The organism is Kitasatospora sp. NPDC032121 (assembly GCF_055580145.1).
In genome coordinates, this window is sequence record NZ_JBVILX010000009.1 from 227,340 (window position 1) to 242,979 (window position 15,640).

At 72.1% G+C, this 15,640-nt stretch carries 8 protein-coding genes; 3 read left to right on the top strand and 5 right to left on the bottom strand.

From position 1 onward, the window contains the following. The first annotated feature begins 41 nt into the window (after positions 1–41). Positions 42–8,387 (top strand): SpvB/TcaC N-terminal domain-containing protein, encoded by an 8,346-nt coding sequence (locus ACZ5OX_RS23300; RefSeq protein WP_465632599.1) that lies wholly within the window; start codon positions 42–44, stop codon positions 8,385–8,387. A 194-nt stretch (positions 8,388–8,581) separates the two neighbouring features. Here the strand turns inward: ACZ5OX_RS23300 and ACZ5OX_RS23305 are convergent, their stop codons facing one another. From ACZ5OX_RS23305 to ACZ5OX_RS23320, 4 genes are all read right to left on the bottom strand, one after another. Then, positions 8,582–9,094 carry a hypothetical protein gene (locus ACZ5OX_RS23305; protein ID WP_465632601.1) on the bottom strand — a complete coding sequence of 171 codons (513 nt, stop codon included), beginning with the start codon at positions 9,092–9,094 and terminating at the stop codon, positions 8,582–8,584. Between the two features lie 384 nt (positions 9,095–9,478). Then, complete coding sequence (locus ACZ5OX_RS23310; RefSeq protein WP_465632603.1) at positions 9,479–10,714, bottom strand: styrene monooxygenase/indole monooxygenase family protein; 1,236 nt, start codon at positions 10,712–10,714, stop codon at positions 9,479–9,481. 229 nt (positions 10,715–10,943) lie between these two features. Beyond that, on the bottom strand, positions 10,944–11,696 hold the full coding sequence (locus tag ACZ5OX_RS23315) for a thioesterase II family protein (RefSeq protein ID WP_465632605.1): 753 nt from the start codon (positions 11,694–11,696) through the stop codon (positions 10,944–10,946). A 139-nt stretch (positions 11,697–11,835) separates the two neighbouring features. Beyond that, entirely contained in the window at positions 11,836–12,462 is a 627-nt protein-coding gene (locus ACZ5OX_RS23320; protein WP_465632607.1) for an AAA family ATPase, read from the bottom strand. A 179-nt stretch (positions 12,463–12,641) separates the two neighbouring features. Between ACZ5OX_RS23320 and ACZ5OX_RS23325 the strand changes: the two genes are divergently transcribed. Next, positions 12,642–14,192 (top strand): AMP-binding protein, encoded by a 1,551-nt coding sequence (locus tag ACZ5OX_RS23325; RefSeq protein ID WP_465632609.1) that lies wholly within the window; start codon positions 12,642–12,644, stop codon positions 14,190–14,192. A gap of 165 nt (positions 14,193–14,357) precedes the next feature. After that, the gene (locus tag ACZ5OX_RS23330) at positions 14,358–14,540 is read left to right on the top strand and encodes a hypothetical protein (RefSeq protein ID WP_465632611.1); all 183 of its coding nucleotides are present in this window, start codon (positions 14,358–14,360) and stop codon (positions 14,538–14,540) included. A gap of 64 nt (positions 14,541–14,604) precedes the next feature. Here ACZ5OX_RS23330 and ACZ5OX_RS23335 read toward each other — a convergent pair whose 3' ends face one another. Beyond that, entirely contained in the window at positions 14,605–15,591 is a 987-nt protein-coding gene (locus ACZ5OX_RS23335; protein ID WP_449790175.1) for an ABC transporter ATP-binding protein, read from the bottom strand. Between the last annotated feature and the right edge of the window lie 49 nt (positions 15,592–15,640).

Below are 15,640 nucleotides of genomic sequence, written 5' to 3' on the forward strand. Positions count from 1 at the left end.
GACTCGTGCTCGAGAACACCCGGCGGTATGGGGGCTCCTAGATGACTGTCCAGCGCGCGCTCCGTGGCCGGACGGGCGTGATCTTCGTCCTGATCATGGCGCTCGTCCTGTCCGGGGCCGGCTCGCCCGAAGCCTTGGCCAGAGCCGCCACGGCGGGGCCGGACGCGGGGTCGGCGGTCACCAGGCCGGAGGGGCCCGAGGGGACGTCCTTCAACCCGAACCAGATCAAGGATATCAAGGCGGCCGCCCCCGGCTCCAAGGTGAACCTCGTCGAGGCGCCGTCGGCGAACAGCGCCGGTGACGCGCGTCTGTCGTATCCGCTGGAACTGCCCAAGGGGCGGGCCGGCGTGGAGCCGCAGTTGGCGCTGGCGTACAACTCGCAGGCCGCGAACGGGTGGCTCGGCGTCGGGTGGGACCTGGGCATCCCGTCGATCACGGTGGACACCCGGTGGGGTGTGCCGCGGTACGACCCGGGGTTGGAGACCGAGACCTACCTGCTGAACGGCGAGCAGCTGACCCCGGTGGCGCACGGCGGACCGGTTCAGCCGCGCACCGCCGAGAAGGTCTTCCACACCCGGGTCGAGGGCCGGTTCGACCGGGTCGTGCGGCACGGCGACAAGCCCGCCAACTACTGGTGGGAGGTGACCGACAAGCAGGGCACCCGTGTGCTGTTCGGCGGCGCGCCGGACACCACGTTGGCCGACGCCGCGGGCAACACGGCCGTGTGGGCGGCGCGTGAGGTCCGCGACGGCCACGACAACGTCATGCGCTACCGCTATGCCCGCGTCAGCGACGGCGGCAGCGCGAACTCGACGGTGCCGGGCACCAACCTCTACCCGCAGCGCATTACGTACACCGGCCAGGGCGACACCGAGGGCCGCTACTCGGTGACCTTCATCCGGGACCGGGAGCGCAACGAGCCGCGCCGGTCGGACGTGCAGATCGACGCCCGGTTCGGCCTCAAGCGGGTGACCGCCGACCTGCTGCGCCGGATCGAGGTCAAGCTCGATGACCAGCTGATCCGCGCCTACGAACTGAACTACCGGACCGGCGCGTTCGCCAAGACGCTGCTGACCGGGGTGGCACAGTTCGGCGACGACAACCGCGTGTTCAACACCCACGTCTTCGACTACTACGACGACATCCGCGACCCGTCGGGGAACTACAACGCCTTCGCCGACCCGGCGGCGTGGTCAGTGCCGGACGACCACCTCGGGGTGAACATCCGCGAAGGCGAGGCCAGCACGATTTCGGCGAACACCTCGGCCGGCTTCGGCGCGCACCTGTACGCCGGCTACAACGTGCAGGGCCTGCCGACCAAGGAGGGTTCCGTCGGGCTCAAGGTCGGGTTCAGCGCAAGCCAGTCCGACGGCCTGTCGACGCTCGCCGACGTGAACGGCGACAACCTGCCGGACAAGGTGTTCCGCAAGGGCAACGACGTGTACTACCGGCCCAACCTGGCCAAACCGGGCGGTGAACCGAAGTTCGGCGACACGCCGGTCAAGCTCACTGGCCTCCCCGGCATCTCGACCGAGCGCACACTGTCCGGCACGATCGGCATCGAGTCGTACATCCTCACCACCTCGGCCCAACTCGACTTCGTGGGCACCACGACCACCTCGGACCGGTTCTTCACCGACGTCAACGGCGACGGCATCGCCGACCTGGTGAACAACGGCGGCGTGCTGTTCGGCTACCTGGACGCCAACGGGCAGCCCGCCTACAGCGCGGACTCCACCCGCACCCCGGCGCCGATCGGGGCCGGCGCGGTGACGGGCGAGATCGTCGGCGACCAGACCGCGCAGTTCAACCAGCAGGTGGACAACTCGCCGCTGCTGGACACGGTGCGCCGCTGGGTCGCGCCGTTCGACGGCAACGTCCGGGTGGACGGCCCCGTACAGCTGACCCAGGACCCCTCCCCGGCGCGGGCGGCCTACACCAAGGCCGACGGCGTGCGGGTCACCATCCAGCACAAGGACGCCGAACTCTGGGCGCAGCGGATCGGCCCCGACGACCACACCGCGTTCACCCCGGGCAATGTGGCGTCGATTCCGGTGAAGAAGGGAGACGCGCTCTACTTCCGCACACAGTCCATTCTGGACGGCAAGTACGACACCGTGGCGTGGGATCCGCAGGTCACCTACACCGACCTGCCGGCCGGTACGGACGTCAACGGGCTGGCGAACACCGTCTTCCGCGCGTCGGCCGACTTCACCTTCGGCGGCAGGCCGTCTTTGGTGACCGTGCCGGTGAACGGCACGTTGAGGCTGACCGGTGACGTGGTCAAGTCCAAGGCGACCTCCGACGACGTGACCGTCGTGATCGAGAAGGGCAACGGCGTCCACCCCGGCGCGGAGGTGTTCCGCAAGGTCCTGCCCGCCGCGTCGACCGGCACCACCGCGATCGACGTGAGCATTCCGGTCAGCATGTTCGAGAAGATGTCGTGGAAGCTGAAGACCGACTCCCCGATCGACGCCTCGGCGGTGAGCTGGGTACCGAAGGCGCACTACACGGCCGCGCAGGGGGTCGAGTCGGTCGTCGACGCCAAGGGCGACCCCACGCTGGTGATCACCCCGCCGTACGACATGGACATGTTCCCGGCGGACACCCTCACCGCGCCGCAGCAGTCCTACAAGGCGACCAAGACCGGCCAGTTGAAGGTGCGGCCGAAGATCTCCCTCAACTTCGGGCTCTTCGGTGAGGCCAAGATCGCGTTCACGGTGAAGAAGCGCGACGGGCAACTGCTCGGCAAACGGATCTTCCAGGCCAAGGACACCTACTTCGGTGGCCTGAACGGGAACCTGGACCTGACCGTGCCGGTCACCGCCGGCGACGAGCTCTACATCGACTACTCCACGCCCGAGACCGGAATGCTCGGCAGTCTCGTCGAGCAGTCCGCGTCGGTCACCTACGACGTGACCTCCGGCTGGCCGGCCTTCACCCCGGCGCCCAGCGCCATGCACGGTTCCGTCGGGCAGAGTGCCTTCGCCCAGCCCTACCGCGGCTGGGGTGTGATCGGTTACCAGGGCAACCGCGACCGCGCCACCCAACCGATCAAGCAGGCCGAACTCACGCTGGACCAGAGCTTCAAGGACGCACTTCCCAAGGAGCCCAAGGAAGCGGACGTCGCGCCTTTCGCCGCGAACCCCCGGCTCACCATGCCGCGGCTGGCGGTGTTCGCCCCCGTTCCCGCCAAGGGCGGCTGGGCCGCGCAGGACGATTCCTCCTGGGTCACCGCCGCGATGGCGACGAGTTCCCGCCTCGGCGCGGACACCATCGACATCGTCACCGACGCCGACGTGGCGGGCGACCGGGCGGTGATGCGCCGCGGTGTCACCGGCCAGGTGTCGACCACCCTCGCGGCCGGCCCGTTCGGCGGCACCGTGGTCGGCGGGATCACCGCGGGTTCGGTCGACTACCTCGACCTCAACGGCGACCGCTACCCCGACGTCGTGGGCGCCAAGGAGATCCAGTTCTCCGACATGACCGGCGCGCTCGGCGCCACGCGCGGCACCCTCGGCGGCAACGTCCGCGAGGCGGACAACGTCTCCGGCAACGTGTCGCTCTCCGCGGGCAGCGAGACCGCCACCATCGCCAGCGCACTGGGCATGGCCGCGCCCGACGCGGGCACCAGCGCCAACACCGCCAAAACCGGCGCGATCCAGCCCTCGCTCGGCATCGGCGGCAGCCTCGGCGGCGGCGAGTCCGACGTCCGCGTCGACCTGATCGACATCAACGGGGACGGGCTGCCGGACAAGGTGTTCGGCAACGGCGACGTCCAGTTGAACCTCGGCTACTCCTTCGCCGCCCGCGAACCCTGGTCGGCCGGACCGGTCAACGACGCGTCCACCCGCAACGTCGGCGTCAACCTCGGGTTCAACGTCGACCGCTACGGCTTCGCGGGCGGGCTGTCCGCCGAACTGGGCACCTCGTACACCAACGCGAGCATGCTCGACGTCAACGGCGACGGCCTCACCGACCGGGTGTTCACCGACGGCGCCAACCCGATCAAGGTCGCGCTCAACACCGGCACCGGCTTCACCGCGCCCGCCCCCTTCCGCGGCAGCTTCCCCGAGATCGCCGTCGACAAGAACGCCAGTCTCGGCGCGGGCGTGTACTTCACCGTCGGCCTGCCCACCCCCGTCGGCATCTTCGTCTTCAACCCCGGCGCCAACGCGTCCACCGGCATCAGCCGTGCCGAAACCAGCCTGCGCGACGTCAACGGCGACGGCCTCGTCGACCACGTCAGGTCCACCCGGGACAACGAACTCCTGGTCGCCGTCAACAAGACCGGCCGCACCAACCTGCTGCGCTCGGTGACGCGCCCGATGGGCGCCCGCATCGACCTGGACTACACCCGGGTCGGCAACACCGCGGCCATGCCAGAAAGCCGCTGGGTGCTCGCGCGCGTCTCCGTGTTCGACGGCGTCACGGGCGACGGCGCGGACACCCGCTCGACCACCTACCGCTACGAGCAGGGCACCTACCACCGCGCCGAACGCGAATTCCTCGGCTTCGGCCGGGTGATCACCGAACAGCGCGACCCGGGCGCCGGCGACGCCGTCCTGCGCGTGCGCACCGACGACTTCCGCACCGACGGCTTCGTCACCCGAGGACTCCTCACCCGCAGCCTCATCGCAGACGGCGCCGGGCACCCGTACAAGGAGACGCTGAACACCTACACGCTGGTCGACGCCCTCTCCGGCGAGGCCGCCCCGCCGGACGGCCGCACCGCCACCGTGTTCCCGCAGCTGACCAAGGTCGAACTGAAGGACTACGAAGGCGCGGCCACCGCCGGGTCCGGCACGACCACCCACCTGGCCTACGACGCCTACGGCAACGTCACCCGCGTCTTCGACACCGGCGGTGAGGGTACCACCGACGACCTGGAGACCACCTACGCCTACACGGCCTCCGACGCGCAGTGCCGCGCGGCGAACCGCACCGGCATCGCCGACGAGATCACCCAGAAGGACGCCGCCGGGAACGTGCTCCGCCACCGCGCGAGCGACGTCGACTGCGCCACCGGTGAGGTACGCCAGGTACGCGAGTACCTCGACGGCACCACCGCCGCGGTCGCCGACATGGCCTACCACCTCGACGGCAACCTGAAGACGGTCACCAAACCCCCGAACGCCGCGGGCCAGCGCTCCACCCTCACCTACGCCTACGACCCCGTCGTCGGCGTCCAGATCGAGTCGGTCCAGGACAACTTCGGCTACCGCTCCACCGCCGCCTACGACCTGCGGTACGGAGCCCCCACCCGGACCACGGACCAGAACAACCAGTCCGTGACGATGACGTACGACAGCGCGGGCCGCCTCGCCACCGTCACCAGCCCCTACGAGCAGGGCACCGGCCAGGCGACGATCACCTTCGGGTACCACCCCGAGGCGCCCGTCCCGTACGCCACCACGCGGCATCTCGACCGGGCCGCCGACGGCGTCCGCGACGACACCATCGACACGGTCACCTTCAGCGACGGCCTCCAACGGCTCCTCCAGGAGAAGAAGGACGCCTCCGTCGCCGCCTCACCCGGCGCCGACCCGAGCGACGTCATGACGGTGTCCGGCCGCATGACCTTCGACGCCCTCGGCCGCACGGTGGCGTCGTACTACCCGCTCACCGAGCCGAAGGGCGCCGCCAACACCACCTTCAACCCGGCCTACGACACGGTCGCGCCGACGAAGCAGACCTTCGACGTCCTCGACCGGCCGGTGAAGACGGTCCAGCCCGACGGCGCCACCACCAGCACCGCCCACGGCTTCGGCCCCGACCGGTCCGGCGCCACCCGCTTCGCGACCACCGTCACCGACGCCAACGGCAGGACGCGCGTCACCTACACCGACGCGCGCGAAGTGACCACCGCCGTCAAGGAGTTCCACGACACCCAGCCGGTGTGGACGAGCTACGCCCACGACCCGCTGAACCAGATCACGGCCGTCACCGACGACAAGAACAACGTGACCAGGGCGGGGTACGACGGCCTGGGCCGACGCGTCTCCTACGACAGCCCCGACGCGGGCCGCACCGAGACCCGCTACGACCTCGCCGGGAACGTCACTTCCAAGATCACCGCCAACCTGCGTGCCGCCGACAAGGCCGTCGAGTACGAGTACGAGTACTCCCGCCTCAAGGCCATCCGATACCCGACCTTCCCCGCGAACGACGTCAGTTACGAGTACGGAGCCCCGGGGGCCCCCGGCAACGCCGCCTCCCGCGTCACCGAGGTCCGCGACGCCGCCGGCACGGTGAAGCGCGTCTACGGCGCCCTCGGGGAGGTCGCCAAGGAGACCCGCACCGTCACCGCGGTGCAGGGCGCCCCCCGCACCTACGAGACCTCCTGGCGCTACGACGCCACCAACCGCGTCCTCGCGATGGTCTATCCGGACGGGGAGACCCTCACCTACGGCTACGACTCCGGTGGCAAGGTCACCCGGGCCACCGGCACCAAGAACGGCGAGACCTACCCGTATGTCGACCGGATCGCCTACGACAAGTTCGGCCAGAAGGTCCTCCAACAGGCCGGCAACGGCGTCCGCACCACCTACACCTACAACGCCGAGGACCGCCGCCTCGCCACCCTGAAGTCCACGCCGTCGGGCGGAACGGCCTTCCAGGACCTGGGCTACACGTACGACAAGACCGGCAACGTCACCTCGCTCACCAACAACGCGCCCCAGGGCGGCGCCATCGGCGGGCCCAGCACCCAGACGTACGGCTACGACGACCTGTACCGACTCACCTCGGCGTCCGGCACCTACACGGACAAGAACGCGGCGAAGAACTCCTACACACTCAGCCTCGAATACGACTCGATCCACAACACCACCCGCAAGACCCAGACCCACCAGATCATCGGCGGCAGCGCCCCGGCCCTCCCGGCCGGCGGCGGAACCGGGCCCATCGAACCGGTCGAGGACCCGAACAACGGGCCCGACGTCCAGGACCGCACCACCTACGACTACACCTACTCCTACGACCGCCCCGGCAAGCCCCACGGCCCGGGCACGGTCGGCCCGATAGCCAACGACTACGACGCCAACGGCAACCTGACCGGCACCCGCAACACCGCCGCCGCCGACAAGCACCGCCAGTACGTCTGGGACGAGGAGAACCGCCTCGCCTGCAACCAGGACACCGCGGCGGGCACCGTCACCCAGGACCCCGGCGGCTGCGCCGGCGCCACCGTCGCGTACACGTACGACGACAAGGGCGACCGCGTCGTCAAGGCCGGCACCGCGGGCCTGTCGCTCTACCCGAACCGCTACTACAGCGAACGCGACACCACCGGCTACAAGCACATCTTCATCGGCGACAGCCGCGTCACCACCCAGACGGTGAAGACCGCCGGCATCGAGGACGAGCAGCAGTTCTTCCACTCCGACCACCTCGGCTCCTCGGGCTACGTCACCGACAAGAACGGCCAGGTGACGGAGCACCTGGAGTACTTCCCGTACGGCGAGACCTGGGTCGAGGAACACACCGGCGCCGCCGACACCCCGTACCAGTTCACCGGCAAAGAACTCGACGCGGAGACGGGCCTCTACTACTACGGGGCGCGCTATTACAACCCGCGCACCCAACTGTGGGCGAGCACGGACCCGATGCTCCCGGACTACCTGGACGGCGTCGGCGGCAACGAGCCCCGCGACCTGGCCGCCTACACCTACGCACGCAACAACCCCCTGATCTACAACGACCCGACCGGCAAGCTCGTGGGGGTGGTTCTCGTCCCCGCGGGCACCGGCGCCGCACTCGGCGGACCGCCGGGAGCCGTTGTCGGCGCCGTGGTGGGCGTCATCGCGGTGGGCGCCGCTTTGTTCACGGTCGGCGTGCTGAACGGGGGCACCGACCACTCCGGCGACAACGCACATCTCGCGACCCCGCCCACCAACACCACGACGCCGCCGGCACCCACCACCGCCGCAACGCCGGGAACGGTCCCCGCGCCACCGCCCGCCCCCACCAACGAGCCGGACGACGACGCGACCATCACGTTCTACCGCGGCACCACCAGCTATGACGCCGACCAGATCGTCGCGGAACAGCACCTCGATCTCGGCCGGCTCACGATGAACCAGCAGAAGGCACCAGGTGAGAGGGGGGAGGCCCTGTACATGACCCAGCAGCTGGAGACGGCCGATTACTACGCGGGCCTAGCCAGCGACGGCGGCAGGAGAGGAGGCGGCCGCGGGATCATCCAGATCGACGTGAAGGTCAAGGACTTCAAGAACTTTGTCCTCGCACATCCGGAAGTCAAGTACAACGTGCCCATCCTCAACAACTCCGACGTGAAGGGCGGAACCGAAACGGCGATCCCGCTCGCGGCGGTCCCCGACTTCGAACGCATAGCCCAACCGAAATACAGCATCGTGAAGAGCTAGCCCGGACCGGTGAGCCCAGGAGTCGATCGAGTAGCCGTGAACGGGGGCCACCCCGTTCCACCGCCAAGTGCCGGTGGAACGGGGTGGCCCCGGCCATACACGGCGGGCTGCTGCTCCAGGGCTACGAGCACCTGTTCTGGGACACCCTGGGCGTCATCGACGCCTGAGCGCGGACCGTCCCGGGCCGAGGGGCCTCAGGCCTGCCAGTGCGGCTTCCCGCTGACCATCCGGCAGTAGATCACCCGGCCGCCGGCCTCGTGGGTGCTCTTGCCCAGGTCCGCGTTGCGGCAGAACTGCCCGGCCTCGTAGCAGTTGCCCGCGTTCGAGCGGATCTCGCACCCGGCGCCGGCCCCGGCCGCCGCGGGGGGCTCGGGGTCGGTCGGCGGCTGGGCGGTGGTCACCTTCGGCTGCGGCGCCTTGGTGGCGGGCGCCTGCGAGTGGGCACCGGGCGGGGGCGTGGCCACGGGGGCGGCGGGCGCCGGCTCGGCCGGCGGGGTGCTGACCGGGGCCGGCGCCGCGGGCGCCGCCGGCGGAGTGGTCACCGCGGCCGCGGCCGTGGTGGCGGCCGCGGTCGGCGTGGCCGAGGCCGTGGCGGCGCTGTCGGCCGCTGACGGGTCGCAACCGGTCAGCGCCAGGCCGACGGTGAGGACGAGTCCGGCGAATCCGGCCGGGCCGGCCCTGCGGCGACCGGGTATCCGTGAAGGCATGGGTGGAGAACGCTCCGTTCCGTTTGGATGAGTCGTGCGATTCAAGCAGGAACCGCACACGCACCGTCCACCGAATCCCCACTCGTTGGCAGATCGAGACCTTCCGACCACCGAGCGTCGCCGACCCACCCGGGCCTCGGCCGCCCCACCCGCACACCCCGCCGTCAGCACCGACCGACCGTCAGCGCCAGGCCGGCTCCCCGCGCCGACCGACTCTCAGCTTGGCGTCTAACCTCGCAGGTCACCCGACCTGCTGATCTGCGGTTCTTCCCGAGACAGCGGAGGCGGCCGTTCTCCACGCTTCGAGATGTCGAGTCACGAAGCACGAGAGAACGGCCGCTGCCCCGCCGGACCCCGAAGGCGCAGGCCTGGGGATCCGCAGTGCTAGCCGAACGTGGCGAGGTAGGCGGCGGTCAGGTCGGGGGTGGCCAGCCAGGCGGCGTGGTCGCTGGGTTCGGCGTAGGTGTTGGCGAGCCGGCGGCCGACTTCCGGGTGTTCGGCGGCGGCCGCGAACACGTCCTGGAGGTGGGCCGGAACGGTCAGCATCGCGGCTGTGAACTCCACGCTGTGGCGGGCTTGTTGCTGCCAGAACCGTTCGGCGGTGCGGCACATCCAGTCGGCCGTGTAGGGGGCGTCGCCGTGCTCGACGACGGCCTGGCGGTAGGCCTCGGCCGCGCGGGCGGCGTTGTTGGCGCCCTGTCCGGTGATGGGGTCGGTCACCACCACCGCGTCGCCGAGGCCCAGCACGTGGACGGCGTCCACGCCCGAGCCGAGTTCGGCGACCGGGCGGCGGACCACCGGGGTGACCGCGCCGAACAGTCCGGCGCCCGCGTCGGTCGGCTCGGCTTCCGTCCAGAGTTCCGCCTCCCAGGGCAGGTACTCGCCCAACAGCTCGCGGATCCTGGCCAGTTGGACGTCCGGCGGCGGGGCGTCGCCGAACGCGTCCAGCGGGCTTCCGGGCAGCGCCTCCCAGAGCAGGATGTCGCAGGGGCCGGAGAGGGTGAGCGCCGGCTGCAGGTACAGCTCGCCGAGGCCGGGCAGGGCGTTCATCCGGGCCCTCGGCCCGGCGGCCGGGTCCGGCGAGCCGACGCCGTGGGCGTACAGGCAGGACAGTGCCCGCTGCGGCCGGTCGAAGGGCGAGCGGACGGCGTCGCGCTCGAAGATCCCGGACAGGGCGCCGCGCCCGGCCGCGACCACGGTCAGCTCGTGCCGCAGGGCCAGTTCCTGCAGTCCGGCGCGGTCCAGCGTGCGGTACTCGACCTCGCCGCCGCGCTCGGCCAGCAGTTCCAGCCAGGCGGCCAGCTTGAGCCGCTGGTCCACCGACTGGGCGGGTTCGTCCAGCGTCATGGCGTACTCCAGCGCCCGCACGCCGGGGGGCGCCGCCAGCACCGCCTGCACCGAGGAGACGGCCGGCGCCTGCTCGGCCCAGAGGTCCAGCCCGGCCGCCGCCTCGATCCGCAGCGCCGGGCCGAACATCGCCTGGGTGGACAGCACCCGGCCGCCGCGCAGCTGCTCCGGGGTGCGCTCGGCGACCAGCGTCACCTGGTACCCGTCCGCCACCAACCCGAGCGCGAGCTGGAGGCCTGCCTGGCCCGCTCCGACAACGGCGATCCGGCGCACGGTTTCCTCCCGGTGATCCACTGATGGCCCGTCAAGCAGGCACAGTAGTCGAGCGGGCACGCTCCGGTCACCGGTACGGGCACACCGGTTCGAAAGTCGGAGCGATGTCCGGCACGGGAACCGGCACGGGAACCGGCGCGGTGTCCGATCCGCACCGCCGGCCGCTGCCGGCCCCCGCTCCCGCTGCCGCCGTCGCCCGAGCGCCCCGGGTGTGCCCGCCCGGACCGGCTCAGCCGCGCAGGTGCGCGGTGAGCACCTCCACCACGTCCGCGGTCCGGTCGGCCAGGTAGAAGTGCCCGCCTGGGAAGACCCGCAGATCGAAGGCGCCGGTGGTGTGCCGCTCCCACTCGCCGACCTGGTGGACATCGGCGTTCGAGTCGGACTCCCCGGCCAGGGCGGTGATCGGCAGCGACACGGTCGCGTCCGGGGAGCTGTGGTAGGTCTCGATCGCCGTGTAGTCGGCCCGCAGGCTCGGCAGGATCAACTCCCGTAGGGCGGGGACGGCGAGGACCCGCTCGTCCGTGCCGCCGAGCGCGGAGATCTCGGCGAGCAGTTCGTCGTCCGGGAGCTGGTGGATCCTGCTCGTCCGGGCCAGCAGGGGCGCGCGGCAGGCCGAGACGAACAGCCGGTCGGGGCCCTTCACACCGTCACGCTCGAAGCAGCGGGCGGTCTCGAAGGCCACGGCCGCGCCCATGCTGTGCCCGAAGAAGGCGAGCGGCCGGTCCGCCCACTCCCGCAGCTCCCGGGCGAGTTCCTCGGCGAGCCCGGCCACCGAGGGGATCGTCGGCTCGGAGATGCGGTTCTGCCGGCCCGGGTACTGGACCGCGAGCACGTCGGCGTGCGGCGCCAGCGCGTTGGCGTACTCCAGGTAGTAGCTGGCCGAGCCGCCCGCGTGCGGGAAGATCACGATCCGGGCGGGCGCGGAGTCGGACGGGTTGAACCTGCGGAACCACGGATTCTCGACGACGGCGCTGCTGGACATGCGGGGTGTGGCCTCTCTCGGTGTCGAACTCTGCCGGCCCCAGTCTGGCAGTGCCGGGCGCCGCCGCGGGGCCAACCGGCGATCATGGACCACGGGTAGGCCGGTTCTCGCCCGTGGCGGCCCCGCCCGTGGCCGGTGGTCAGCCGGCGGGCCCGAAGCGCACCGCCTCGGCGCGGGAGCGGGAGACGGCGTCCAGCAGCAGCACGGACGAGGCCTCGGGCGTCGGCATCGGGCCGCCGGAGCGCACGTGCCGGGTGAAGTCGGCCAGCAGCCGCTCCAGGCCCCGGCGGTGGCGGGCGAAGACCCGGGTGGAGGCGTGCCGGCCGCGGGCCCGCTGGCCGTCCAGCGCGGTGGCGGCGCCGACGTCCAGCAGCACCAGGTGCAGTTCGCGGCCCCGTCGGCCCGCCTCCCGGGCGAGCCAGCGCCGCATCCAGGCACGGCTGCCGCAGTCGTGCACCAGCAGCGGACCACCGCCGCGCACCGAGGAGCGCAGCAGCCGGAAGTGCTCCAGCCGGGCCCAGGGCCGGTACACCGCGTACGGCAGGGCGGCGGGCATCACGGCCTCGCAGGCCTCGTGCACCGTCCGTGGGTCCACGGCCCGGACGGCCACCCCGGACCAGCGCCGCAGCAGCGTGCTCTTCCCGGCCCCGGGCAGCCCGGACACCACCACGACGGCGTCGGCCGGGTAGACGGTGACGAACCCTGCCCCGTCCTGGCCCCGCAGATCGACCACGCCGCGCGGCGCCACGACCGCATCCACTTCCACCCCGCCGCCCACCAGCCCGAGCCCCCGTTCACGTCCGACCGGGAACCCTAACAACAACCGCCGACACCGCTCACCCCCGCCCGCGCGCCTGTCGGTGCCGGTGGGGCCCCGGTCGCCGCAGTGCATCCGTGGGACCGGCATCCACTAGGCTGACGCCCCGTCATACAGGAGGAGGGGCCATGGCCGAGGCGGCTCCGACGTACACCGCGCTGGTGCTGGACGGGCTCGCGGGCGATCCCGCCCGGGTGGCGATCCGCTACGGGGACGAGGTGTGGAGCGCGCAGCGCTGCCTGGACCTGGTGCACCGCGCCGCCCGGGCCCTGGAGCGGGCCGGGCTCGGGCGCGGGGACGGCGTGACGGTGCTGGCCGGGAACCGGCCGGAGGCGCTGCTGGTGCGACTGGCCGCGAACCTGCTGGGCTGCCGGGTCGCGATGCCGTTCCCGGACTGGCCGGTCGCGGAGCAGGTGGCGCAGGCGCAGTTCGTCGGAACCTCCGCACTGGTCTTCGACCCGGTCCGGTGCGCGGCGGCGGCCGACGGGATCGCGCGGGCCGTGCCCTCGGCCGTCCTACTCGCCCTGGGGCCCTCGCCGCTCGGGCTCGGCGCGGACCTGCTGGACCTCGCCGCGGCCTGCTCCCCCGCCCCGCTGGAACCCCGCTACCGGCCCGAGGACGTGATGGCGGTGAAGTTCACCGGCGGCACCACCGGGCGCCCGAAGGGGGTGCTGCGCCGCTTCGCGCGCCCGCCGCGCCCGCGGCTGCTGTCCGGCTCGGTGTTCCTGCTGTGCACCCCGCTCTGCCACGGCGGCGGCACCACCGCGGACCTGGCCCTGGCCTCGGGCGGCACCGTGGTGATGCAGGACGGCTTCGACGCCGGGGCCGTGCTGGCCGCGGTGGAGCGGCACCGGGTGTCCCGGTTGTTCCTGCCGCCGCACCTGCTGTACCGGCTGCTGGACCACCCGCTGCTGCCCACGACCGACACCGGGAGCCTGCGCCGGGTCGGCTACACCGGCTGCGCGCCCGCGCCGCGGCGCCTGGCCGAGGCGACCCGGCGGCTGGGCCGGGTGCTGCACCAGACCTACAGCCTGACGGAGTGCGGGCCGGTCACTCGGCTGAGTCCGGACGAGCACCTGGCACCGCGTCTGCTGACCACCGCCGGCCGCCCGTACCCGGACACCGGGCTGCGCATCCTGGACGAGGACGGCGTCGAGCTGCCGCCGGACCGCACCGGGGAGATCTGCGTGCGGACGCCGACCGCGATGGCCGGCTACTGGCGCGACCCGGAGCTGACCGAGCGGGTGCTCAGTGACGGCTGGCTGCACACCGGCGACCTGGGCAGCCTGGACGCGGCCGGCTATCTGACGGTGGCCGGGCGGCGCGACCCGATGGCGATCGTCGAGGGGCGCCACGTCTTCCCCCGCGAGATCGAGGAGCCGCTGCGCACCCACCCCGAGGTCCGGGAGGCGGTGATGTTCACGACCACCGACCCGGACCGCCTGGAGCGGGTGCACGCCGCCGTCGCGCTGGCGCCCGGCTCGCGGCTGACGGCCGAGCAGCTGCGCCGGTGGGGGCGGGCGCACGGCTTCGGCCGGAGCGCCCCGGACACGCTCCTGCTGCTGCCCGCGATCCCGCTGAACGGCCTCGGGAAACCGGACCTCGACGCCCTGCGGGCCCGGGTGGACGGCGGGACGGGACGGGCGGCCGCCACCACTGGGGCGCGCGACATGGCGTGACGCGCCCTACGAGTGCATCGAGCGCCCACGTGTGCGGCCTCTCGTGCGCCACCCGGCGGGAAGAACCGTCCGTGGGCACTCGACCGTGCGGCCCGACCTGCCGATACCTCCCCGGCAGCGTCGCGCACGTCGGTGTGGGCCGCACCATCCCCCGGGAGGCACTCCTTGACCTGGCTCCGCGTCCTGACCGCACTGGGCATCCTCACCGTGGCGGCCAGTGCCCTGATCGTCTTCGCGCTCTGCACCGCCACCTCCCGCGGCGAGCGCGCCGCGCAGGAGGCACCGCCCGACCTCCGTGCGGACGCCGAGGGCAGCGGCCTCTTCCAACGGATGGGCGGCGACGGCTGACCACCCCGGGAGGCGGCGGCCTCCGCCTCCCGGACACCCGTCCCCGGGCGCTGACCCGTACGGCTCAGTGCCCGGCGAGGTCGTCCGGCCGGACCTCGATGTGGTCGGCCGCGAGGTCCACGGCCACCCGGTGCTCCATGCCGAGCGACTCCAGGAACTTGACCGGCAGCTGCACCCGGCCGCCGCGGTCCAGCATCACGTACTCGCGCTCGTTCACCGACTCCTCGCCGTGCTCGTCCGTGACCGTGCGGCGCAGCACCTCGCTGGCGGTCCGCCCGTCCCGGATCGCGACCGTGCGGCGGACCTCGCCCGCGACCATCGGGTCGTGGGTGACGATCACGACGGTGGCGCCGAGCTCCCGGTTGACGGTGCGGAAGGACTCGAAGATCACCCCCGCGGTCTCCGAGTCCAGCTCGCCGGTGGGCTCGTCGGCGAGCAGCACCGGCGGGTTGTTGGCCATCGCCACCGCGATCGCGACCCGCTGCTGCTGGCCGCCGGAGAGTTCGTTGGGCCTGCGGTGGGCGAGGTCCCCGATCTCCAGCGCCTCCAGCAGCTCCGCGACCCGGGCCGCCTGCTGCCTGGCCCCGCCGGCGCCCGAGCGGCGGCCGCGCAGCTGCATCGGCAGGGCGATGTTCTCGGCGGCGGTGAGGAAGGGCAGCAGGTTGCGGGCGGTCTGCTGCCAGATGAAGCCGACCACCTCGCGCCGGTAGCGCAGCCGCTCCTTGACGGACATCTCCAGCAGGTCGCAGCCGGCCACCGTGGCGGTGCCGGCGGTCGGCACGTCCAAGCCGGCGAGGATGGTCAGCAGGGTGGACTTGCCGCTGCCCGAAGCGCCGACCAGGGCGACCAGGTCGCCCTGCCGGATGGTCAGTTCCAGGCCCTGGAGCGCCTGGACCTCGACCCCCTCCGCGCTGAAGATCCGCACCAGCCGGTCGCAGACGATGGCCGCGCCCTCGCCGTGCGCCTTGGGCGCCGCGGCGGCCAGGGCCCGCTGCTGGAGCTCCTGGAGGCTGGGGGTCTCGGCGACCGTCCGCTCCTGGGGAGTGCTCATCACCGCTCGTCTCCTGTCTCGACTGTCCGCTTCATCGCACCGTTCTCCA